The 25,426-nt window shown below is 35.5% G+C and carries 18 protein-coding genes; 6 read left to right on the top strand and 12 right to left on the bottom strand.

From position 1 onward, the window contains the following. The 3 genes from GGR32_RS04135 to radA all read left to right on the top strand — a co-directional run. The coding region (locus GGR32_RS04135; RefSeq protein ID WP_183476730.1) for an HYR-like domain-containing protein at positions 1 to 3,174 on the top strand (3,174 nt) is incomplete at its 5' end. 42 nt (positions 3,175 to 3,216) lie between these two features. Beyond that, on the top strand, positions 3,217 to 4,101 hold the full coding sequence (locus tag GGR32_RS04130) for a hypothetical protein (RefSeq protein WP_183476728.1): 885 nt from the start codon (positions 3,217 to 3,219) through the stop codon (positions 4,099 to 4,101). A 57-nt stretch (positions 4,102 to 4,158) separates the two neighbouring features. Continuing rightward, on the top strand, positions 4,159 to 5,511 hold the full coding sequence (radA, locus tag GGR32_RS04125) for a DNA repair protein RadA (protein WP_183476726.1): 1,353 nt from the start codon (positions 4,159 to 4,161) through the stop codon (positions 5,509 to 5,511). On the opposite strand, the gene GGR32_RS04120 is transcribed toward radA, so the two are convergent. The 4 genes from GGR32_RS04120 to GGR32_RS04105 all read right to left on the bottom strand — a co-directional run bounded on the left by GGR32_RS04120 (position 5,500) and on the right by GGR32_RS04105 (position 12,259). Continuing rightward, entirely contained in the window at positions 5,500 to 6,279 is a 780-nt protein-coding gene (locus GGR32_RS04120) for a DUF3108 domain-containing protein (protein WP_183476724.1), read from the bottom strand. The genes radA and GGR32_RS04120 overlap by 12 nt on opposite strands. Positions 6,280 to 6,386: 107 nt before the next feature. Beyond that, positions 6,387 to 7,787, bottom strand: coding sequence for an OmpA family protein (locus tag GGR32_RS04115; RefSeq protein WP_343066421.1), 1,401 nt, complete (start codon positions 7,785 to 7,787; stop codon positions 6,387 to 6,389). A gap of 109 nt (positions 7,788 to 7,896) precedes the next feature. Then, positions 7,897 to 9,093, bottom strand: coding sequence for a glycine C-acetyltransferase (kbl, locus tag GGR32_RS04110; RefSeq protein ID WP_183476722.1), 1,197 nt, complete (start codon positions 9,091 to 9,093; stop codon positions 7,897 to 7,899). Positions 9,094 to 9,115: 22 nt separating this feature from the next. After that, the gene (locus GGR32_RS04105; protein ID WP_183476720.1) at positions 9,116 to 12,259 is read right to left on the bottom strand and encodes a UvrD-helicase domain-containing protein; all 3,144 of its coding nucleotides are present in this window, start codon (positions 12,257 to 12,259) and stop codon (positions 9,116 to 9,118) included. 201 nt (positions 12,260 to 12,460) lie between these two features. Here GGR32_RS04105 and GGR32_RS04100 point away from each other — a divergent pair, with 201 nt between their 5' ends. Then, entirely contained in the window at positions 12,461 to 13,069 is a 609-nt protein-coding gene (locus tag GGR32_RS04100; protein ID WP_183476718.1) for a superoxide dismutase, read from the top strand. Between the two features lie 78 nt (positions 13,070 to 13,147). Here GGR32_RS04100 and GGR32_RS04095 read toward each other — a convergent pair whose 3' ends face one another. Beyond that, positions 13,148 to 14,734: a S41 family peptidase gene (locus tag GGR32_RS04095; protein WP_183476716.1), complete on the bottom strand. Its 1,587-nt coding sequence runs from the start codon at positions 14,732 to 14,734 to the stop codon at positions 13,148 to 13,150. Next, positions 14,731 to 15,165: a deoxycytidylate deaminase gene (locus tag GGR32_RS04090; RefSeq protein ID WP_183476714.1), complete on the bottom strand. Its 435-nt coding sequence runs from the start codon at positions 15,163 to 15,165 to the stop codon at positions 14,731 to 14,733. The genes GGR32_RS04095 and GGR32_RS04090 overlap by 4 nt, the downstream gene beginning before the upstream one ends. 235 nt (positions 15,166 to 15,400) lie before the next feature. Here GGR32_RS04090 and GGR32_RS04085 point away from each other — a divergent pair, with 235 nt between their 5' ends. After that, the gene (locus tag GGR32_RS04085; RefSeq protein WP_183476712.1) at positions 15,401 to 17,818 is read left to right on the top strand and encodes a TonB-dependent receptor; all 2,418 of its coding nucleotides are present in this window, start codon (positions 15,401 to 15,403) and stop codon (positions 17,816 to 17,818) included. Between the two features lie 88 nt (positions 17,819 to 17,906). After that, on the top strand, positions 17,907 to 19,049 hold the full coding sequence (locus GGR32_RS04080; protein ID WP_183476710.1) for a PepSY-associated TM helix domain-containing protein: 1,143 nt from the start codon (positions 17,907 to 17,909) through the stop codon (positions 19,047 to 19,049). Between the two features lie 73 nt (positions 19,050 to 19,122). Here the strand turns inward: GGR32_RS04080 and GGR32_RS04075 are convergent, their stop codons facing one another. From GGR32_RS04075 to GGR32_RS04050, 6 genes are all read right to left on the bottom strand, one after another. After that, a complete protein-coding gene (locus GGR32_RS04075; RefSeq protein WP_183476708.1) occupies positions 19,123 to 20,511 on the bottom strand; it encodes an NAD(P)-binding domain-containing protein in 1,389 nt (462 codons plus the stop codon). Positions 20,512 to 20,826: 315 nt separating this feature from the next. Next, entirely contained in the window at positions 20,827 to 22,515 is a 1,689-nt protein-coding gene (locus GGR32_RS04070) for an ABC transporter ATP-binding protein (RefSeq protein ID WP_183476706.1), read from the bottom strand. A 1-nt stretch (position 22,516) separates the two neighbouring features. Continuing rightward, on the bottom strand, positions 22,517 to 23,230 hold the full coding sequence (locus tag GGR32_RS04065; RefSeq protein ID WP_183476704.1) for a 3'-5' exonuclease: 714 nt from the start codon (positions 23,228 to 23,230) through the stop codon (positions 22,517 to 22,519). Between the two features lie 43 nt (positions 23,231 to 23,273). Then, positions 23,274 to 24,380, bottom strand: coding sequence for a CNNM domain-containing protein (locus tag GGR32_RS04060; protein WP_183476702.1), 1,107 nt, complete (start codon positions 24,378 to 24,380; stop codon positions 23,274 to 23,276). A gap of 128 nt (positions 24,381 to 24,508) precedes the next feature. Then, positions 24,509 to 24,961, bottom strand: coding sequence for a hypothetical protein (locus GGR32_RS04055; RefSeq protein WP_183476700.1), 453 nt, complete (start codon positions 24,959 to 24,961; stop codon positions 24,509 to 24,511). A gap of 77 nt (positions 24,962 to 25,038) precedes the next feature. After that, positions 25,039 to 25,401, bottom strand: a complete 363-nt coding sequence (locus GGR32_RS04050; protein ID WP_183476698.1) for a hypothetical protein — start codon at positions 25,399 to 25,401, stop codon at positions 25,039 to 25,041. Positions 25,402 to 25,426 lie beyond the last annotated feature (25 nt).

The following is a 25,426-nucleotide window of genomic DNA, read 5'->3' as shown; positions in this document are numbered from 1 at the left end:
ACGCAAAACATCATCATCGATGATGTAACTGCACCAACCCCTGATAACCTAACTTTAGCAGATATTACCGCAGAATGTCAAGTACTAGCAACCGAGGTGCCTATCCCAACAGCTACCGACAATTGTGGGGAAACTATATACGGAACGCATAATTTAACTTTTCCAATCATCACCCAAGGAACGTATGTCATCACTTGGACCTTTGACGATGGTAAAGGGAACGCCGATACACAAACGCAAAACATCATCATCGATGATATAACTGCACCAACGCCTAATAACCTAACTTTAGCAGATATCACTGCTGAATGTCAAGTACTAGCAATCGATGTGCCTATCCCAACGGCTACCGATAATTGTGGGGAAACTATATATGGAACGCATAATTTAACTTTTCCAATCATCACCCAAGGAACGCATGTCATCACTTGGACTTTTGACGATGGGAAAGGAAATGCCGATACACAAACGCAAAACATCATCATCGATGATGTAACTGCACCAACCCCTGATAACCTAACTTTAGCAGATATTACCGCAGAATGTCAAGTACTAGCAACCGATGTGCCTATCCCAACAGCTACCGATAATTGTGGAGAAACTATATACGGAACACATAATTTAACTTTTCCAATCATCACCCAAGGAACGCATGTCATCACTTGGACTTTTGACGATGGGAAAGGAAATGCCGATACACAAACACAAAACATCATCATCGACGATGTAACTGCACCAACACCTGATAAGCTAACTTTAGCAGATATCACTGCTGAATGTAAAGTACTAGCAACCGATGTACCTATCCCAACGGCTACCGATAATTGTGGGGAAACTATATACGGAACGCATAATTTGACTTTTCCGATTAACACCCAAGGAACGCATGTCATCACTTGGACTTTTGACGATGGTAAAGGGAACGCCGATACACAAACACAAAACATCATTATCGATGATGTAACTGCTCCAACGCCTGATAACCTTACTTTAGCAGATATCACTGCTGAATGTCAAGTACTAGCAACCGATGTACCTATCCCAACGGCTACCGATAATTGTGGGGAAACTATATACGGAACGCATAATTTGACTTTTCCAATCATCACCCAAGGAACGCATGTCATCACTTGGACTTTTGACGATGGTAAAGGGAACGCCGATACACAAACACAAAACATCATTATCGATGATGTAACTGCTCCAACGCCTGATAACCTAACTTTAGCAAATATCACTGCTGAATGTCAAGTATTGGAAACCGATGTACCTATCCCAACGGCTACCGATAATTGTGGAGCAACCATCCAAGGAACACATAATTTAACTTTCCCAATTAGCACCCAAGGAACGCATGTCATCACTTGGACTTTTGACGATGGGAACGGAAATGCAGATACACAAACACAAAACATCATCATCAATGATGTAACTGCACCAACACCTGATAACCTAACTTTAGCAGATATCACTGCTGAATGTAAAGTACTAGCAACCGAGGTGCCTATCCCAACGGCTACCGATAATTGTGGAGCAATCATCCAAGGAACACATAATTTAACTTTTCCGATTAACACCCAAGGAACGCATGTCATCACTTGGACCTTTGACGATGGGAACGGAAATGCCGGTACACAAACACAAAACATCATTATCAATGATGTTAGCACACCTGTTCCAAACATAACTAACCTACCTACCATAGAACGAACTTGCGAAGTTTTAGCGAGTGACATTCCGATACCAACAGCTACAGATAATTGCAATGGTCTAATTACTGCAACTACTACTAGTTCACTAAACTATAGCAACCCTGGGACGTATAGCATTACTTGGAAATATCATGACGGTAACGGAAATATTAGTACACAAACGCAAAGTATCATTGTACATCCTTCGCCAATTGAAAACGTAACCTTAAACGACCTAACGGTAACTTACGATGGTAACCTACATCAAATCAACGTAAATAATCTTCCTACAGGAGCTTCGGTTTCATACAGCACAACCCCTAGTACAGGAGAAGCTAACGGAGCTATAAATGCGGGAGTTTATACCATAACTGCGATAGTGAGTCCACCGGAAAATGCTATAAATTGCGAAGATATCAGCCTAACGGCCACTTTAACCATTGAAAAAGCCTCACAGGAAATCACCTTTAATTCATTGCCTATACTTTATATTGAAGATGATGATGATTTTCAGTTAGCAGCAACAGCAAGTTCTGGCCTTCCGGTAGATTACACCTATACATTTACGGCTAATAATCCACCTGCCACGGTTAGTTCAACAGGTTGGGTTACTCTATTAACCTCAGGGATGATAGAAATTACCGCACACCAAGCAGGAAACGAAAATTACCTCCCTGCTACTCCTGTAATGCAACCTTTACAAATTAACAGTCGCGATGCAAACATCCACAGGCTTTTTGTAGGAAATGACACTTATGTTAATCCACCAGAAGAAATCTATTATCTTATTGATTGTGAAACAGAACAGGAGTATGTAAGTATTCTTATAGAAACCGAAATCAACGCAGAAGTTACCCCTGCACATAGCTTTGATATTGCAGTCCCTAAACCTGGTATTTATAAACAAAAAGTAAAGGTAACCTCCCAAGATGGAGAACACCAAAAAAGCTATACTATTATTATAGAAAAACGATTCTCATTTGAGGACATCGTTGTGCAAAAGTTTAACAATGTACTTTTAGTAAACAACAATCCATCTACAAATGGAGGCTATTCGTTTGTAGACTATTGGTGGTATAAAAATGGAGAGATGATAGCACAAAACCAATATTATTCTGCTGGATCAACAACCTACGATTTACTAAATCCACAAGATGAATATTGGGTAAAAATGCTTACCACTACAGGAGAAGTTTTGCAAACTTGTATCGGACAAATAAATCTAAAAAATTATAATGGCAGTATTTATCCTAACCCTACGCAAGCAGCTAGTTATATAACTGTTCAGGTTGGTTTCCCCGATAAAAAATTAAAAGATATGCATATTGATTTATACAACCTAAACGGAGCCTTAGTTAAACGCTACAAAAGTTCGCAACGCATTACCGAGCTTAAATTACCCGAAGAACTAGCCATAGGAACTTATTTATTAGTTTGTACAACAGCCCATTATAAAGAAACATTCCGATTAATTGTAGAATAAGCGATGAGTAATAGGAAAGGAATAAATAAAAATCAGAAACAAATGAAAACCATTAATATACAACAGCTTCGTCTAATTTTTCTTGTATTCTCTTATATAGGCTTAACCCATATAAGCCATTCGCAAGAACATGATCGTGAATATTATGCGGGGATTTCAGCAAGCTTTATGGGGTTAGATTACCAAAATCCACAAACCACTAATAAGCCTGCTTTAGGAGGAGGTATCAGCTTAGGATATACTCGTTTTTTTGAAGAATCTAGATTCTATTGGCATCCTATTTGGGGGGTTTCTGTAGGCTTAGAGTTTTTTCAGTACAACACCACAGCAAAAACAGATGTGCTAAAAGACTCATATTTTGAATATGATATTGATAATGAGCTTTTCGACTTTAGGTATCAATTAAAAGGAGTAGAAGAAAAATATCAAGTAAACATGTTAAACCTACCAATAGGTTTACAATACCAAAAAGGAGGCATGCAAAGTTTATTTTATGTAAAAGCAGGAGGAAAACTAGGCGTGGCCTTAACCTCGTCTTACAAAACAAAAATGCAAGACCTAACAACCTCGGGTTATTACCCTGAACATAATGTTGAACTCCATGATCCATTATTCATGGGGTTTGGCGATTTTTCTGACAAGGCCAGTAAGGAAGGAAAAATAAAAGCACAATTTTCTTTTGCTCTTTTCTTAGAAAGCGGAATGAAATTTAGGTTAAACAACAGCAATAAATTTCTGTACCTCGGAGCCTTTGCAGAATACGGTTTAGTCCCCCTTTTAAAAGGAAATAATGATAAAAACAGCATCACTTATAATAAAGAAAACCCTATAGACTTCACTTACAACCATTTATTTGACACCGGAAACAATAAAAACTTAAGAACCATGGCATTAGGAATAAGTCTAAAATATAGCTTTACAAGATAGGCCTAATAAAAAGCAAGTAATTTTTTATTACCTTGCCTTTTCCAAACAACAATAGGAATGGCCAAAGTAAAAACCTCTTTTTATTGCCAACAATGCGGAGCTCAATACGCAAAATGGCAAGGACAATGCTCTTCATGTAAGGCATGGAATACCATTGCTGAAGAAGTAATTTCAACCGACAAAAAAGATTGGAAAACTACAAAAAGTAAATCTAAACAAAAGCCTATACTTGTAAAAGATATTAAATACCAACAAGAACCTAGACTTCTTACCCAAAATAAAGAATTTAATAACGTGCTTGGAGGGGGAATTGTTCCAGGGTCGCTAACCTTGCTTGGAGGAGAGCCTGGCATAGGAAAAAGTACCTTACTCCTCCAAATTGCGCTACAACTTCCATTTAAAACCTTATATGTTTCTGGAGAAGAGAGCCAACAGCAAATCAAAATGCGTGCAGAACGTATTACAACCTCTTTTTCTAATTGCTACATCCTAACCGAAACAAAAACTCAGCAGATATTTAAGCATATCGAAAATTTCGAACCCGAAATTGTGATTATAGATTCTATACAAACACTGCATAGCGACTATATAGAAAGCTCTCCTGGTAGTATTTCTCAAATTAGGGAATGCACCTCAGAGTTAATAAAATATGCCAAAGAAAGTCAGGTACCCGTTATTCTAATTGGTCATATTACCAAAGAAGGAAGCATTGCAGGCCCTAAAATTTTAGAACATATGGTTGATACCGTGTTGCAGTTTGAAGGCGACAGAAACCATGTATATAGAATTTTAAGAGCACATAAAAACAGGTTTGGCTCTACCAACGAGCTGGGTATATACGAAATGCAAGGCAATGGGCTACGCGAGGTAAACAATCCTTCAGAAATTCTTATTTCCTCCAGCAAAGAAAACCTTAGTGGAACGGCCATTGCCGCAACCCTAGAAGGCATGCGCCCGTTAATGATAGAAATACAGGCATTGGTAAGTACGGCCGTTTACGGAACGCCACAACGTTCTACTACAGGCTACCATGCTAAACGCTTAAACATGCTTTTGGCAGTTTTAGAAAAACGTGCTGGATTTAGACTCGGAGCCAAAGATGTATTTTTAAATATTACAGGAGGTATTAGTGTAGATGACCCCGCCATCGATTTAGCCGTAATTGCAGCCATTCTCTCTTCTAACGAAGATATTGCCATAGAGAAAAACATTTGCTTTGCTGCAGAAGTAGGATTAGCAGGAGAAATAAGACCCGTTACACGTATAGAACAACGTATTCTTGAAGCCGAAAAGCTAGGGTTTTCTTATATTTTGATTTCTAAAGAAAATAAAATAGCGGATAAAAAATATCACATAAAAATAGAAAAAGCAGGAAGAATTGAAGAAGTGATAAGTTTTCTATTTGGCTAAAATTTCTGTTGGGTGTTTTAAGTTTTTAAATCCATCTAAATCTGCTTCTAATGAGCCTACTGCCAATTTTGCTTTTATTTTTAAAGGAATTTTATTTTGGTCGTTACTTACCCATAGGGTTAGGCTTTCTTCTTCTTCAAAAACACGCCCTGCTTGTACATAAGGCCTAAATTTTAAAGCTTCAACCTTACCATATTTTGTTTTTATACGTTCTTTACCCAAGTATACGGTTTTAAACTTATAGTTTTCATCATCAAAAAACAGGTCGGCTTCGATGACCTGATTTTCTTTTAGATTAGTTATATCTAACTGATTTCTAAAAAAATAGAAAACCGAAATTAAATCTTGTACGTTAGCTTTTGTAGAGAAGGTTTTTTTGGTATCTCTTTTTAAATCGTGAACAAGGGCATTTTGCTTTTCTTGATTAAAATAAATACGCCTATTTTTTGTATAACCGCCTTCATTTATCTTTCTGATAAATTTTACAGGAAGTTGATCTGTAGCTCTGATAATGCTTTGGTAATCATCATCTACTTTAAAAAATAAATCGAGTAAACCTGTAGATTTTCCTCTCCCAAACACATGAAAAACGCTATCTCCTTTATAAATACTTTTTTTAACCTCTAAAGTTGCAAAACTTGCATTAAACCAACCATAATGAATTCTAAATTTAAGCCATTCTCCATCAGCATAGGCTTCTTCTTGGCTTTGCATATTCCAAATACCAATAATACTTAAGCTAAAAAAAAGAAATATAAGCTTTCTCATAGATAGTAATTTAGTAGTAAATATCTTAAAAAAAAATTACTTGAAATGGTTTTAAAATAAAAAAGTCGTCCAAAATGGACGACTTTTTATAAGTATGTGATTAAAAATTAGTTCTTCTGAATAATTTTTCTTTCTACACTTCCTGCTAATTTGATTTCAACTCTACGGTTTTCTTTTCTTCCTGAAGCTGTAGCGTTAGAAGCGATTGGTTGTTTTTCTCCGTATCCTTCAGAAGTTAATGCTTCTGCTGGAATACCTTTAGTGATTAAGAATTCTCTTACAGAAGCTGCTCTTTCTTTAGATAATCTTAAGTTTAGAGAAGCACTACCTGTACTATCTGTATGCCCTTCTACTTTAAATTTAGCGTTAGGGAATTTTTTCATAATATCAGCAATTGCTTGTAACTCATCGTAAGATCCTTCTTGGATATCTGCTTTTCCTGTTTTAAACAATACTGTTTTAGAGTAGCTATTTAACTGGTCGATAATTACTTTTGTTACCTCTGGGCAACCGTTGTTGCTTTTAGGCCCAGCTATTTTAGGGCAGTGATCATCTTTATCTAATACTCCATCTCCATCGCTATCTAAGTAAGGGCATCCGTTGTTTTCTGCAGGTCCTGCTTCGTTAGGGCATTTATCGTCTTTATCTAATACTCCATCTCCATCAGTATCTGGCCAAGGGCATCCGTCGTTTTCGATAGGTCCTGCTTCGTTAGGACACTTGTCTTTATTGTCTGCTAAACCATCGCCATCGCTATCTGGACATCCGTTATTTTCAATTGGTCCTGGTAAGTCTGGACAATCGTCTGATTTATCTGGTACGCCATCACCATCGCTATCTGGACATCCGTTAAACTCTTTTAAGCCTGGTACTTCTGGGCACTCGTCTTCATCATCATAAACACCATCACCATCGGTATCTGTTCCTCCAAAGGCAAACTTAACTCCTACTACGTGTTGGAAGTGTTTTACAGTGTCTGGAGTATCGTTTACTTTTTTATCTTCAAACTCGTGTTTGTAAGTAGTTTGTAAGAATAATGCTATGTTATCTGACACCCAAAAATTAATTCCTGCAGTACCGTTTAATGTAGCAAAACCTTCATCATCTATCCAATTATATGCTCCACCAATACCTCCATAAGGTGCAAACCATCCTTGGTTTCTTCTTAAAGAGTAAAGGATAGTACCATCTATACTGTAGTATGAAAAATCGTCTACACTATAATTTCCTACGGTTTCTATTTTATTGATAGATCCTGCTAATTCTGCAGAAAAATTCCCTCCGATGTGACGACCTACAGATAATCTAGATACAGAAGGTAAAATGTTGTAGTTGTCTACATCAAAAAACTTACTAAACATGTGATCCTCATTTGCAGGATAAAAATCTACTGCATTGGTACCTATACCGATAACCCAAGGATTGTTTTTGTCTTGTGCTTGTATTGTTGACACGGTAAGTGCAAACAATGACACAAATAATAGTTTGCCAAGATGTTTCATATTCATATAAAATTTGTCTGATTAATATTCACAAAAGTATAAGCTTGTTAACAATTAACAAAAGTTTTAATAATAAAGTTTTCTTAACAAGTTTTAAAAATAATTCATAATTCTTCTAAATAAGCTTTAATTCTTTGCCTATTTTTTTGAATGCTTCAATAGCTTTGTCTAGATGTGCTTTTTCGTGGGCTGCAGAAAGTTGCACTCTAATACGTGCTTTTTCTTTTGGAACAACTGGGAAGAAAAAGCCTATTACATAGATGCCTTCTTCTAAAAGTTTGTCTGCCATTATTTGCGAAAGTTTTGCATCATACAGCATTACGGGTACAATTGCAGAGTCTCCTTCTATAATATCAAAACCAGCTTCTTTCATGGCTTCTTTAAAATAAGTGGCATTCCAAGCTAGCTTATCGCGTAATTCGGTATTGTTTGCTAGCATATCGAATACTTTTATGGATGCTCCTACAATGGTTGGCGCTAAAGAGTTTGAGAATAGATAAGGTCTAGAGCGTTGTCTTAGAAGTTCTATAATTTCTTTTTTACCTGTGGTGTATCCTCCCATAGCACCTCCTAAGGCTTTTCCTAAGGTTCCGGTAATTATATCTACTCTTCCCATCACATTTTTTTCCTCTAGGGTACCTCTTCCCGTTTTCCCTATAAAACCAGCGGCATGGCATTCGTCTACCATAACTAAAGCATCGTATTTATCGGCCAAATCGCAAATTTTATCTAACGGAGCTAAAAGTCCATCCATAGAGAAAACCCCGTCGGTTACAATAATTTTAAAACGTGCTCCATTTTTATTAGCTTCTTGCAACTGCTTTTCTAAATCTTCCATATTGTTATTTTCATAACGGTAGCGAGCTGCTTTACAAAGCCTAACTCCATCGATAATAGAGGCATGGTTTAATGAATCTGATATAATGGCGTCTTCTTTTGTTAAAAGCGGTTCAAAAACCCCTCCGTTTGCATCAAAAGCTGCTGCGTATAAAATGGTATCTTCGGTGTGATAGAAGTCGGCTATTTTCTGCTCTAAAGTTTTATGGATATCTTGTGTACCACAGATAAAACGCACACTGCTCATCCCAAAGCCATGGGTATCTAAAGTATCTTTTGCTGCTTGCACTACTTCTGGGTGTGAAGAAAGCCCCAAGTAGTTGTTTGCACAAAAGTTGATTACTTCTTGCCCATTATCTAATTTTATTACAGCATCTTGTGCAGAGGTAATAATGCGTTCTTTTTTATACAACCCGTCGTTTTTTATGGTTGCTAATTCTTCTTGTAATTGCTTTTTGATTTTATCGCTATACATAGTTTTATTTTTATTTACAATATTACAGCTTTTTTATACTTATTTGATCGGATAAATATACCAATAGTTTTTCTTTTACCGTATATCCCATCTTCTTTATTGCTGCTGCGTAGGATGTAATTTGTTCTAGGTGTTTTGGATAGAAGTTTCCTGTTTTATAATCTATAATTATGGCTTTGTTATCTATAATACATAAACGGTCTAAACGTTTAAATTTATGCTCGTGTATAATTTCTTTTTCGGTATATGTAGTTACTTTATCAGAAAAATACAACGCCAACTCTGGCTGTGTTACTACTGCTTTTAAGCTTTTATAATAATAGGCTTTTTTGTTGTTAGGAAAAAGCCCTTGTTGGTATGCGTTTTCTACTACCTCATCTACATCTTTTGCAAGGATTATTTTCCTTAAAAGCTCATGTAACATCTCTCCTTCTTCAATGGCTTTCTCTGCTTTGGTTTGCCATAAAGCGCCAGATTTTGTTACCAATTGTATGTTTTTAGTTTCTGGGTTTGAAGATAACCACTTAGGAATTTGCGGTATAACAATTTCCTCTTTTTGTAGCGTTTTTTCAACAAACACTCCAAACTGATAGGTGTATTTATTTTCTTCCCAAAGTTGTTTTTCTTGTAAATAGTTTATCAATACGCCTTCAAAAGTAGTCTCTTTAGGTAAGCTTTTTGCCGCCCTATTAAAAGAAGATAAGATGTATAATTGCTGTTCGGCTCTTGTAAAAGCTACATATTGCAAATTATAGGTGTCTAATTGTTTTTCTGCCAAAAGTTGCGCTATCGCTTCAGATACTGTTGTGTTTACGGCGGCTAGTTTTGTGGAAACCGTTGAGAAATATACTGGATTTATTAGCTTTGAATTAGGAATATCTACCCATAGATTATCTCTAGAGAGGTCAGCAAAATTATCTTTTACATACGGGTAAATAACAATAGGAAACTCCAATCCTTTAGACTTGTGAATAGACATAATTTGCACGGCATTTTCGCCTTCTGGGCTACTAATGCTTAATTTATCTTTCCGTTCTTCCCAATAATCTAAAAAACCTAAAATCCCTGTGTGATTTTTTTGAGTAAATGCAAAAATTTCATCTAAAAAAAACTGCACATAAGCATCGCTAGTGGTGGTTAGCTGAAAGCTTCTTATAGCATATTCTACAATATCGTATAATGGGAGTTGCAAGGCTTTTTCTATCTTGAACTCTTCTGGATCCACCGACAAATCGCGGTAGAAATCAGTTTGATTTTTACGCAAATTTTCTGTAATAAACCCATAATAATCGCCTAGGTTTTCTCTTATAGCAAAGACTTCATTCAGCAAGGCATACCTTACTTCTTTCTTATTAGGAAACAGCATATTTTGCAGCAATGCTACTAAAAATTTAACTTTAGGAGAATTTACCAGCAACAACGATTCTGATGAGATAAGCGGAATTCCTTTTGCACTTAAATGTGAAGCAATTTTTAATCCTTGTTTATTTTTTCGCACTAGAATGCAAATATCTTTATACGCATAATTGCTTTCTATTAGTTTATTTATACGCTTTTCTACTTCTTCTGGAAATTCATTATCGGCTTCTTCGTTATTTTTAGCGTCTAAAAAAGTAAGTTCTACAAAGCCTTCGGTGGTTTTTTGAGGATGTTGTGCTGCATTTTCATATAGATTTTTATATGCTTTCTTTTCTTCTGGAAAACTATTTGCCATATAACTAAACAGACTGTTGTTAAAGTTAACGATGGCAGGAGAACTCCGGTAATTATCGCCCAGGTTTTCGTAAGATTTTTCTACAGGGAAAGGATTTTCCTTTCCGCTTAAGCCTATAAACTGTTCGGCTTTACCGCCTCGCCAACGGTAAATAGACTGCTTTGCATCGCCTACCAAATGTAAGCTTCCTGTTTTATTCTCGGCAATTTCTGTAGTAATGCTATGCCCTACTAACGGAATTAAATTTTGCCACTGTAAAACAGACGTATCCTGAAATTCGTCTATAAAAAAATGCTGGTACCGCTCTCCCAAACGCTCGTAAATAAAAGGCGCTGGCTCTCCTACAACCTGCTCGGATATTTTGGTATTAAACTCTGAAATTAAAAACTGGTTGTTTTCTTTTTTAATTTGAGTAACCTCTGCCTGAATCGCCGTAAGTAACGAAAGTGGTGTTAAGCTTTTTTGTATTTGTTCGTAAAAATAAATTTCCTCAAACCACTTCTCGGTGTTCTCTACATAAGAAGCTATTTCTGGCTGAAACTTTTCTAGTAAGCTTTGTTGCGCTGTCGAAGCTTTTTTAGGATATAGGTTTTTTGTGCGAATTTCGGTTATCCAATTAGGAGTTCTATCTGTAAAAGTTCCTTTTCCGCTAAGTGTTTTTTCAAAATATTTAGGCACATATTTCCCGCTAAAGGAGTCCTTCTCTATTCCTTGATTTTCCAGCAGCTTAAAAAAGTTTTTTGCGGTTTCTACACAAGCTTCTTTTAATGTTTTTATCTCATTTTTTATCTGTTCATTATACAAGGTAAAGTCCTGCAACTTATAATGGGATAATCGGTTTACTTGGGCTAAGGTATCTTCGTTTGTGAGTAGTTTAGAAATTTCGAATAAATCTTTGCCTATATCCCAACTTTTATCATCGTCGGCTTTACTAATGGCATAATCTATCAATACTTTTGTAAGCTGTTTTTCTGTCCCTGCTTTTGCAATAAGCCTATCTACGGCGCGCTGTAAAATACTTTGGGTATCTAAGGCAACTTCAAAATTAAGCGGTATTTCAAGCTCTTTTGCAAAGGTTCTTAAAATACGATGTGTAAACCCATCGATGGTAGAAACCTCAAAAGCCGCATAATTATGCAATAATCGTTTTAGAATATCGGCCGATTTTTGTTGTATTTCTTCCTCAGAAAGTTTTGTTTGTTGCTGCACTGCCGCCAACAAGGCTTGGTGTTTTTCGGGAACTGGCGTTTGACTAAATGTTTTTAAGCTTTCTATAATTCTCAGCTTCATCTCTCCAACAGCTTTGTTGGTAAATGTAATTGCCAAAATATTTCGGTAATAATCTCTAGATTTTGCTTGCAGTAAAATACTCAAGTAATTCTTTACAATTGTAAAGGTTTTTCCTGCTCCTGCAGAAGCATCGTATATGGTAAGTGGTAAGAAGTTGTCCAACAGAAAAAAGTTTTTTACTAAAATACACTTTTATTAAAGTTGAGTTTAACAAAAGCAGTATAAACATTTCTAATACACAATTGTTTTTATCTATAAAAAATACAGCGTTTAAACTTTTTATAACATATTTTTATTTTTATCCTTGTAATAAATAAGTAATTTTGATTGAATTTAATTTTTAACTACTAAAATCATACAATTATGGCTTTTGAACAACCTAAATTAAACTATGCTTTTGATGCATTAGAACCTCATATCGATACCAAAACTATGGAAATTCATTACGGAAAACACCATACAGGGTATACCAATAAACTTAACGCTGCCATAGAAGGTACTGCACTTGACGGGAAAACAATTGAAGACATCCTTACAGGTTTAGATATGGACAATAAAGCGGTTCGTAACAACGGTGGCGGATTTTACAACCACAACTTATTTTGGGAAGTAATGGCTCCTAATGCAGGAGGTGAACCTACAGGAGAATTGGCAGAGGCTATCAATGCTGCTTTTGGTTCTTTTGAAGCTTTTAAAGATGCTTTCTCTAATGCTGCTGCTACACAATTTGGTTCTGGATGGGCTTGGCTTTGTGTACATAAAGGAGGAAAAGTAGATGTTTGCTCTACTGCAAACCAAGATAACCCACTAATGCCTGGTATTGGTTGTGGCGGAACTCCTATTTTAGGATTAGATGTTTGGGAACACGCTTATTATTTGAATTACCAAAACAGACGTCCTGATTATATCAATGCATTTTTTAATGTTATTAACTGGGAAACTGTATCAAAAAAATATGCTGAAATGAAATAAGAAAACTTTTAAAGTTTCTTAAAAGCAAAAACCTTCGATTTTCTCGAAGGTTTTTTGCTTTTCTAAGTTACTATTATATTACTCTGTGTCTAATTGTATTACTTTAAGAAGGTAGGGGTCATGCTCATTGATAATTTTTTCTGCGGCATTGCTTCCAAATAATTGCAAAGCTATTGTAGCTTTTAAATATTGCTTTAATAAAGGTTTATATTTAGAAAGCTGATAGTCAAACCCAAACTGCCCTAAATAATCCATATAAGCTACAAGCATCGCTTCATCTGCCACAACTTCTTTTTCAAAACGCTCTAATGTTAATTGATTATAATACTTTCTGTTTTCTTCTAATTTATTAAAAATAAACCTATCTATCACCCCGCCTCTAAGCATATAGTCTAAACTCTCTTTGTTTTGATCTGTATTTTTAGGGATAAAAACATCGGGAATAATACCTCCACCACCATAAACTATTTTTCCTTTTGGAGTTGTAAATTTAAGCGAATCGTTTACTTGGATACTATCTTTATGCAACAACTCTCCATTATTATAGCGCTCAGTATATTCCTGAAAATATGCATTGCTACCATTAGCATAAGAGCGCTGAATGGAACGCCCTGTAGGAGTATAATATCTTGCTACGGTTAACCTTACCGCACTCCCGTCGCCCAAATCCATTTCGCGCTGCACAAGTCCTTTACCAAAAGAGCGTCTTCCTATAATTGTTCCTATATCATTATCTTGTAAAGCGCCTGCAATTACCTCACTTGCCGATGCTGAATTTTCATTTATAAGCACAAAAACCTTGGTGTTTTCAAAGCTGCCATCTGCAGTAGCATAGGTTTTATTAATGTGTCCGTTTTTATTTTTAGTAAAAACAATAAGCTTATTATCTGGTAAAAATGCATCGGCTATCTTTACTGCTTGGTCTAAATACCCTCCTCCGTTATCTCGCAGGTCTAAACAAAGCTCTGTTGCTCCTTGGGTTATTAATGCTTTTACAGCTTCTTGAAATTCTTGTGCTGTTGTTTCCGAAAAACGATTTATTTTCACATAGCCTAAGCGTGCATTAAGCATATAGGCAGCATCTATACTTTTTATAGGAATATGGTCGCGCTCTACAGCAATGCTTAATAAACCTGAAGTTTCTTGCCGCTTTATTTGTAAGTTAATTTTTGTTTTGGGTTCTCCTTTTAGAATTTTTTTTAGTGAATCGTTTCCTATAGCTGTATTGAATAAAGCAATGTTATTTGCATATAAAATACGATCTCCAGCTTTTATACCTGCTTTTTCTGCAGGGCTGTTAGGCAATGGGCGTATAACGGCTACCGTATCTTGAATCCGATAAAAACTAACGCCAATACCTACAAAGTCTCCTTGCATATTCTCTGAGACTTCGGCGTATTTTTTTGCAGGAATATACGTAGAATGTGGGTCTAAGTTTTTGAGAATTCTATTTACTGTAACATCTACAATACTATCGGTATTTACTTCATCTACATACTCATAGTCGATATAATCTATAAGGCGGTTAAGTTTATCTTTTTTGGTATTTCCTGTAAAAAAACTGCTGGTAGTTTGGTTTAGCTTCACAAAAGACCCTAACCAAACCCCAAGCGCACAGGCAGTTCCTATAATAATGGGCAAGTATTTACTTTGATAAAATTTCAATCGTCCTCTAAGGCTGTTAAGTGAGTAATTTCTATTCCTGCTTTTTCTAAGAAGAGTAAACCGTCGTTATCTTTATACTTTTCTAAATAAACTACTCTTTTTATTCCTGCTTGATGAATAAGTTTACTACACTCCTTACAAGGAGACATGGTTATGTATAAGGTTGCTCCTTTACATGAGTTTGTAGAACTTGCTACTTTTAATATCGCATTTGCCTCGGCGTGTAACACATACCATTTAGTATAACCTTCATCATCCTCACAATAATTTTCAAAACCTGTTGGGGTGCCATTATATCCATCAGAAATTATCATCCTATCTTTCACAATTAAAGCCCCAACTTGACGACGCTTACAGTGAGATAACTTACTCCATTCTCGTGCTATTCGTAAATAAGCTTTATCAAATTTCAATTGCTTTTTCAACGGCATGTGCTTAAAATTAAAAATCATCTATAACACAAACTTACCAAATATTTTAGTTCGAGTTATGTTCTTCCTTAAAAATATTCTTTACAATAAAAACGTCAACTATACTTAAATGTTATGACATCCCTAAAATGCATCGAAAAAATATATTTGAATTAAATCTAAATAAGCTTTAAAGATTCGAAAAGGAGAGTTAATTTTGCCCTCAATTTATAAACAGTCTAATTTAAATTTATATATGAAAAAGCTATTGACCCTCGGATTGCTATTAAGTTGCTTTATTAGCTTTGCACAACAATATGCTACCATAAAAGGCCAGGTAACCACTACAGAAAGTGAACCCATACCTTTTGCAAACGTTTATATAGCAAACTTACAAATTGGAGCAGCAGCAGATGCTGACGGAAAATTTATTCTTACCGATATTCCTTATGGAAATCAAACCATTACTGTTAGTACAGTAGGTTTTATTACTGTAAAAAACACACTAGAAATCAATAAAGAGTTTTTTGCCAACATAAACTTTAGCCTAACAGAAGATACTCAACTAAACACTGTAGAAGTGTTTGGAAACAGATACAAACACCCCGATAAAATAGAGGCTTTAACCCGATTACCCCTTGCGCCATACGAGCAAATTCAAAGTATTTCGGTAATTGGAGAAAAACTTATCGAAGATCAAGGTGCACTTACCATTGCCGAGGCAACAAAAAACGTACCTGGTGTATATACATTTGCTACCTATGGTAATAAAAGAGAAAGCATGTCGTCTCGTGGATTTAGAGGAATTCCTATTCTAAAAAATGGAGTACGTGTACATTCAGATTTTAGAGGAGTAGGGCTGCTTACCGATATGCAAGGAGTAGACAACATCCAAGTACTTAAAGGAAGTGCTGCCATTACGCAAGGAGTTGCTACAGATTTAGGAAGCCCAGGAGGCGTAATTAATATTGTTACCAAAACTCCAAAATATCAATATGGAGGAGAGGCTTCGTTACGCGTAGGAAGCTACGGGCAAGTACGTCCTACATTTGATGTTTACGGCCCTATCGATGAAAAGAAAAAAATCGCTTACCGCATTAATGGTTCTTTAGAACGTGCCGACAGCTACCGAAAATACATTTCGTCTGAAAGGTTCTACATTAACCCTTCCTTACAGTGGAGAATTGATGATAAAACAAAAGTTACCCTAGAAATGGATTACTTTACCGATAGCAGAACACCAGACTTAGGTACAGTAAATTTAAACGCAAATAACATCAATGCTATTTATGATTTACCACATGATGTTTTTCTTGGTTTTGAAAACGATAAAGCAAACACCACCAACAGTAGTTACAGCATACGTTTTGACAGAGCCCTTAACGATAAACTTACCTTAAAAGCTGCCTTCTATAAATCTGAATTAGATTTAGATGATAAAGGAGTTGGCCTAGGAAAAACCGTAAAAGAAAACGGAGAAACCATCTATAACAAAAGAAAACGCTCTTACTCTACCTCTACAAGATCTGACGATAACAGCGTTTTACAATTCGACCTTATTGGTGATGATATTTATACAGGAAGCATAAAACATACCTTCCAAGTTGGGTTTGATTATAGAAGAACAAAATACCGCACCGCAAGCTACGTAGGAGGAACCATGAATAACAATGGAGACTTTGAAGCCTTCGGAGATGTAATCGATGTATTTAACCCTAACAACAGCCATGTTTTTCCTAACGATAAAATCACCGATTTAAAAAACACTCGCCTAAGTGCTGCCGAAACAAAATCTTTAGGATTTGTAGCCCAAGATGTAATTACTTGGAATAAATATCTAAAAACATTTTTAGGATTACGTTACAGCAGTACCCAAACCATGTCTGGTGTAGAAAATACAACAAGCGATGCCTTTAACCCATTAGCCGGACTTATTATTTCGCCAACAGAAAACATCAATATTTTTGCTTCTTACACCAATAGCTCTTACCCAAGAACAGCAACTCGATTAGGAGAGAATGGAGAGGAATTAGGAAATGAGCGTTACGACCAATTAGAAGCAGGTTTAAAAACCACTTGGTTAAACGACAGGTTACGTTTCAACTTAACTTTATTCAAGATAAACAACAAAAACATCAACCTGCCTGTTTATGATGACTCTTGGACCAATATTTTATACTACGCAAAAGGAGGAAACGACCAACGCCAAGGGGTAGAAGTAGAATTAACAGGGCGTCCGTTAGAAAACCTAGAAATTATTGCAGGCTACTCGTTTATCGAAGCACAATACAAAGAGCATACTTCTTACGTTTATAACTCGGCCCCACTAAATACGCCTAAACACACAGCCAACCTTTATGTAAATTACAGCTTTAAAAGAAGCTTAGAAGGTTTATCGCTTGGTGCTGGTGCTTACTACACGGGAAAAAGACCTATAAACGACTGGAGTAGAAGTGTAACCCACGAAGGAATTGTTCCTCTACAAAAACCATTCGATGTAGATGCTTACACACTGGTTAACTTCCAAGCTGCGTATAAGTTTAACGAAAATTGGAAAGTACGTTTCTTAGTGAATAACTTATTAGACGAAGTAGGTTACAACGCATATAGAACAAGATATATCAATCAAACCGATCCAAGAACATTTGCTGGAGTAGTTACTTACTCGTTCTAAAAAAGCAATTATTCCATTTTCAGATTACCTAAAACATAGCGAACACTATGTTTTAGGTTTTTTAGATTTTATTAAAGAGGTTTTTATCATGACAAAAAAAAAGAAAAAATATACTTTTAGAACTTTTATCAACGATGTACACCTATGGCTAGGAGTAGCAAGCGGAATTATTCTTTTTTTAGTTTGTTTAAGCGGAACCATCCTTACGTTTGAAAAGGAGATAAAGTCTTTCTTTAAAGAAGACTTTATTGTTACAGCACAAACAGAATTACTTACCATAGAAGAACTTCGCGATAAACTCGAAAAAGAAGGTGAGGTTACCCGAGTACTTATTCCTACAACCCATACAACCCCTTACCAATTTACAGTAAAAACCAGCCCAAAACAACGTCGAGGTACTACTTATTATGTAAACCAATATACGGGCGATTATACTGCCGACACAAAAACCGCTATCGATGATTTTTTCATGACAATGTTTAAGCTTCACCGTTGGTTACTATTAGACATTCCCATAGGAAGACCCATTGTTGGGATTGCAACCATAATTTTTATTATTCTTTCTATATCCGGAATTGTATTATGGTTTCCTAAAAAACTAAAATGGAAGAGCTTTAAACCTGGCTTTAAAATAAAATTCTCTGCAAATTGGAAACGAATAAACCATGATTTACACAACACTTTAGGTTTTTACACTTGTATATTCCTGCTTATCATGTCGCTCACCGGCTTATGTTGGTCATTTGAAGGCTACCGAAATATTGCAAGCGATGTACTAGGCGCAAAAGTTTTTGGAAATCGCGGGGGAGGTACAAAACTCACTTCAAACTTAAAGCCACACGAAAGCCCAGTAAGTATTGCTACAATTCTGGATACGGTCAACAAAGAGTTCCCTCACCAAGGAAAAATATACTTATCCTTCCCGCCAAACGAAACAGGAGTTTACAGCGTTCGTAAATATAATGAAGAGGGCTTATCTCCTGTTATTTCCGACCAGCTTAAGCTTGATTTAAACGCTAAGGTAAGAAGTAAAGAAATTTTTGCGGAAAAACCTCTTAATGAAAAAATCACCGCTTTGATAAAGCCTTTACACATGGGGGATATTTTCGGGTTGTTCTCTAAAACCATTTATTTTATAGCTTGTCTTATTGCAACTAGCTTACCTGTTACGGGAGTTATTATTTGGATAAACAAACTTAAAAAGAAGAAAAAGCGCAAACCTAAACAATAACTTATTGCTTATAATAAAAAAATCGAAGGTTACATATAACCTTCGATTTTTTTATATCTCTATGATGTGTTATTTATATTCTCACATTCATTTTTACTTCTTCGGGCTCTTCTTCTTCAGGTTCGTTTAAATAACGTTCCTTGCTGTCGTCCATCTCATCCATCCATTCTGTATGGTGTTCTGCTGCCATAGTTCCAGTAACAACACTTCGGTAAGTTTTATCTCTATAAGTAAGAATATTTTCTTCTTTATCGCTTAACCACTCTTTAAACATTACTGCAACCTTATCGATATTAAATGCTGGATAATCTGAAAGCTTAATGATATCCTTTATATAATCAGACTGAAAATCTACCGCATCATGCCCATGCCCTAAATCATCGTTACGCTTTAACCAAGTGTCCATATCGGCTCTTCGTTCTTCTTTAGAAGGCAACTCAATTTTTCCTAACATATAATCACGTGCCATCCATGCTTGGGTATCAAACATGTTAAATGTATAATACTGGTCTTGCATTCCTAAATATATTAATTGTGGCAACTCGTTAAAAAACACTCCTTTATATAAATTATCAGGATATAGATTATTCTTTGTTTTTAGACGCATTTTACTAGGTAAAAACGGAAATTTATGCTGATAACCTGTACACATAATTACCGCATCGTATTTTTCGGTTTCTCCGTTGTTAAAATGAGCGATATCATCTTCAAAATGGGTAACCAAAGGCATCTCTTTTATCCCTTCTGGCCAACTTACGCCTATGGGATTAGTTCGGTAACTTAAGGTAACCGATTTTGCTCCGTGCTTATAACATTGCACTCCTATATCTTCAGCAGAGTAGCTGCTTCCGATAAGCAACAAGTTCTGGTCTTTATACTGATCGGCTCCTCTAAAATCGTGTGCGTGGATTACATTTCCAGGGAAATTTTCTATTCCTTTAAAGTAAGGCATATTGGGCGTAGAAAAATGCCCTGATGCAACTACTAAATAATCAAACTCTTCTGTGTAAGTTTTATTATTTTTTAAATCGTCTAGCACCAAAGTAAATTTTTTGGTACTGTCATCAAAACTCACCCATCTTGCTGTGGTATCAAAACGGATGTAATCTCTTACATTATCCTTTTTTATACGCCCTTGGATATAATCGAAAAGGACGGGTCTTGGCGGGTAAGAAGATATGGTTTTTTTAAAATGTTCATCAAAAGAGTAGTCTGAAAACTCTAAACATTCTTTTGGTCCGTTAGACCATAAGTATTTGTACATACTTCCGTGAATTGGCTCTCCATACTTCCCAACACCAGTTCTCCAGGAATAGTTCCACATACCTCCCCAGTTACTTTGTTTTTCAAAGCATACAATTTCAGGCACTTCTTCTCCTTTTTTCTTTGCTGCTTCAAATGCACGAAGTTGTGCTAAACCACTAGGGCCGGCACCAATAATACCTACACGTTTTTTGTTCATACTAATATAGTTTTTATACCTATTTCTACTCTATTACAAGAGGAAATAAGTGTAATTAATAAATTACTTCTGGTAAAAAACTTTGCGACTGCATAAGGAAAAAGTCTTACATCATAAAGACTTTTATTTTAGAAAAGTACGACTGCCTAGCACGGCAACTTTTCAAGACTGGTTTGTAAAAAACCGCTGCAAATATAGGGAATTATTAACATTAATCCTAATAAGAGCATCAACAAGAAGAGCCAACAAATTTATATACAGCGAATTAAAAGTAAACAAAGTAGATTTATTAATGCTTTTTCAATACAAAAGCGTTTAATTAATTCCTTTTGGGATTGCCGAAATTAATCGTTTTGTATATTCTTTTTGAGGGTTTTTATAAATGCTATCGGCTTCTCCCTGTTCTACTATTTTTCCTTTATTCATTACTAAAAGCTGATCGGACATATATTTTACAACAGCCAAATCGTGCGATATAAAAACATAGGTAAAACCAAAGTCTTCTTTTAACTCATTAAGCAAGTTAAGCACTTGTGCTTGTACCGAAATATCTAAGGCCGATACAGACTCATCGCAAACAATAAGCTTAGGGTTTACCGCTATTGTTCTGGCTATCCCTATCCGTTGGCGTTGCCCTCCGCTAAACTCATGAGGATATCTATTAAACATGCTTTCATCTAAGCCTACACGGTCTAATAAGGCCAATGTACGCTGTTTTGCTTGGGTTTTGTTTTTTACTATTTGATGTACCAACATGGGTTCCATTATGGCTTGACCAACAGGAATTCTAGGGTTTAAAGAGGAAAACGGATCTTGAAAAATTAATTGTAATTCTTTTCGTAATCTTCTTATTGCCGATTTTTTAAGCAACGTAATATCCTCTCCTCTGTAAAAAACTTTTCCTTTATTAGCTTTATCCAACTGTAAAATTAAATTTCCTAAAGTTGATTTTCCACAGCCAGACTCTCCTACCAAGCCTAATGTTTCTCCCTCGTATAATTTAAACGAAACATCATCTACTGCTTTTACGATGCGCTTTTTCTGAAAAAAACCAGTATTAGAAATAAATTCTTTCGCTAAGTTTTTTACTTCTAAAAGTGGTGGTTTTTGATATAGCAGTTGATGTTTTTGCTTACGTTCTTCTTTAGTTTCTATATGTTTAGAGACCGTGTTATTTAAAAAATCTTCTACTGTAGGCAAGGGTTTTAGCCTAACCGAAGTGGAAGGCTTAGACGCCAATAATGCTTTTGTATATTTTTCTTGTGGTTGATGAAAAATTTCTGATGCAGCGTTGGTTTCTACTACTTTTCCTTTATACATCACAACTACACGGCTGCAAAACTCGGCAACCAAGGCTAAATCGTGCGATATAAACAAGATACTCATTTTTGTTTCGGCCTGAATATCTTTTAGCAATTGTAGTATTTCTTTTTGCACCGTAACATCTAGCGCGGTTGTTGGCTCATCTGCAATCAACAACTTTGGTTTGCAGGCAATTGCCATAGCAATCATAATTCGTTGTTTTTGCCCACCACTTAATTGGTGCGGATAGGCCTTAAAAATTGCTTTGGGGTTTGGTAATTTTACTTTTTCAAATAACGAGATACAGTATTCTTCTACTTTATTTTTAGGTACTTTAGCGTGTTGCAACAATACTTCTGCTACTTGTTTTCCGCAACGCATAGCAGGATTTAAAGAGCTCATGGGTTCTTGAAAAATCATCCCAACATCATTGCCTCGAAACTTTTGGAGTTGTTTTTCAGACATTTGAAATACGGCTGTATTACAAAAATTTACACTTCCGTTTTCTATTCTCGCAGTTTTAGGAAGCAATCCCATTACGGCTAAACTGGTTAACGATTTCCCTGAACCTGATTCTCCTACCACTCCAAGAATTTCATTTTCATGTAGGGATAAATTTACCTCCTGAAGCACTTGCTTTTTGTTGTGTTTATCTCCAAAAGAAATCGTTAGGTCTTTAACTTCTAGCAATGGGTTTTTCATATTACACCGAGCGTATTTCTTCTTTAGTCAATAATTCTTCTTGACGTAACCGCAGCACAACTTGAGCAATAGCGATTACATCTTTTTCACAGTAGGTTACAATTCTATCCAAATTATTTTCTTTGTAATAAACTTCTCCTACTTGGCTCCCATCAATATCATCTTTAGGAGAGGGAATACCCAATACGTGGGTTAGCAATTTTAAAGAAGTGTAATGTTTATAATCGCCAAATTTCCATAATTCTAAGGTATCTAAATGCGGAACTTCCCATGGTTTTTTACCAAACAAATCTAATTTATAAGGTAATGAAATTCCGTGTATTAGCATCCTTCTTGCTATATAGGGAAAATCAAACTCTTTCCCGTTATGTGCACAAAGCAAGTGCTGAGGCCGATAAAAGTAACTGCTCAAAATGTTTTTAAATTCTTTTAGCAATTGTGCTTCTTCCCCATAAAAACTTGTTACCCGAAAACTTCTTTGTTCTCCTTTAAAATTAAAAAAGCCTACCGAAATACATACTATTTTACCAAACTCTGCCCATATTCCTGCACGTTCATAAAATGCTTCAGGCGAATAGTCTTCTTTGCGTTGGTATGCTGTTTTTGCTTCCCAAAGTTTTTGGCTAGTTTCGTCTAAAGCGTCATAATTTGCTTGCTGCGGAACAGTTTCTATGTCTAGAAACAAAATATTTTCAAGTTTTATCTTATGAAGCATAATATTGATTTATAGCTTACTAAAGGTACTAAAAATAATTTTCTTATGATATAGGTGGAATTTCATCTGGTGGTGTTGCCTGCTCTGCTCTAGAGTCTGGAATAATCCCTAAGCGTTTTGCCCTACGTTCCCAATTTTGGCGTGCTAAATTTTGCATATCTTCAACATTATCACTTTCATCCATAATTTCTAAGCCTAACAAAGTTTCTATAATATCTTCCATGGTAATTAACCCTATGGTATTTCCGTACTCATCGGCTACAATTGCCATGTGCGAACGTTTAGCCACAAAAAATTCAAATACATCGGGGATTGGGGTATCGGCATAAGTGATTAATGTTTCCCTACGAAGACTAGCGATAGGCTCGTTACCTTTATCGTTAATCATTTCTTCCAAAATATGATCTTTAAGTACAAAACCGGTAATGTTGTTTGGTTTTTCATGATACACTGGAATTCTAGAGAACTTTAAATTAGGATGTTTTTGTATAAATTCTGCCACACTTATAGATTCGTCTTCTATGGTTGCAACAGAAAAAGGCGTCATTACATCTTTTGCTAAAACCAATTTAAAGAGTAAAAGGTTTTTAATAAATGTGCTTTCGCTTTCTTTAAAAACGCCTTCTTTTTCGGCAGATTCTGTCATAGCGATAAACTCTTCTTTACTAATGCTTGTTGCGTGTGAAGCCGAACCAATGGCTTTTGTGGTAAACATTAATAGCCACAACATTCCTGTATATTTTAAAGGAAAAATAATAATTTTTAAGGTAGCTGCTGTAAAGCCTCCTAAGGATTTCCAATAAGTTGCTCCGACGGTTTTGGGTATAATTTCTGAGAGTACTAAAATTAAAAATGTCATAATTGCCGAAACAATACCTACGGCACTATTCCCGCTTCCGAAGGTTTTTTCTGCCTCTACCCCTACCAAGATAGCACCTACGGTATGGGCTATGGTGTTTATTGTTAAAATGGCTATTAGCGGTTGGTCTATATCTTTTTTATACTGAATAAGTTTTGTTGCATAGTTTTTACCTTCTTTTGCTTTCATTTTCAAAAAAGTAGGGGTAAAACTCAGTAAAGCTGCCTCTAATACAGAGCACAGGAATGAGAATAGGATAGATAAAATTGCGTAAACAATTAATAGTGTCATTTATTAAAATAATTATTTTGTTGAAAGATATAAAATAATTTATCCTTTTGTGTATGACGCTTTTAATTTTTAATCTTTTTTAAGAATTAAAAGTTCAAGGAGATTTTCCTTGAACTTTCAACAAAATTTTAATTAAGAAGTTTTTCCCACTTTTTTGCCACTTGCAAACAAGTTAAAGCATCTGTACCTAAATCGGTATCGTCATTATAAAAAACAATAGACTCCTGTTTATCATCGTGTTTCTTTAAAGCTATATAAGTTATGCCCTCGCCTTTTGTTTGTGTGGTTTCTATTGTAAATTTGGCATGTTTATTTAGAGGTATTTTCTGGAAATCTATATTGCTTTTTTTATCATTAGCAATTGCTGCAAAAACCAAAACTTCCTTATTTGCTGTTATGGCTAATATTGCGCGGTGTGTAATTTCTGTTTCTGAAAATTCTAAATTTTCTGTTGTGCCAAAGTTTTTTAAACTGTTTTTTAAGTAATTTGTGTGATTGTTTTGTTTTAAAACAATCCAAAGTATAGGCAACATAAAAAGTAAGAAAAAACCTATCCCTAATAAAGTGGTGGTGGTATCCATAAATATTATTTTTTCTGTTTTTAAAATGTAGTATAAGGTCAAAAAAATCAGACCTTTAGTAAGTCATTTCAAAAAGCTTAAAAGAAAAAATAATAGGGATGTATATGGGTTAATATTTGAAAACGAATTTCATTAGAAAATTCTTCAAATACAGGTGTTCGCTGTAGTTTATACCTCTGTTTACCAACAGAAGGGACAAAACTACTTCCCCATGAACTTCCTAATGTGTTTTGCTCAGACTCTTGAAGGTTAAGCTGGAAAGAAGAAATTTCAACCGCTTGAAATTTGTATTGTTGAGCAGTTGAAATTTCTGTTTTTTCTTCTATTGAAGCGAAAGAATTAAAAACAAACTCATTACTTGGTATGCCCGCATAGGTAGTAAGGCATGCCAGGTAGCCAAGTATGAGGTAAGAAATTTTAGTTCTTATTAATGCTTTCATTTTTTAAACTTTCTACTAAAAAAAG

It is taken from the genome of Mesonia hippocampi (assembly GCF_014197445.1).
Taxonomy (GTDB): Bacteria; Bacteroidota; Bacteroidia; order Flavobacteriales; family Flavobacteriaceae; genus Mesonia; species Mesonia hippocampi.
The sequence above is the reverse complement of the archived record's forward strand: the minus strand, read 5'-3'. Positions and strand labels throughout refer to the sequence as shown.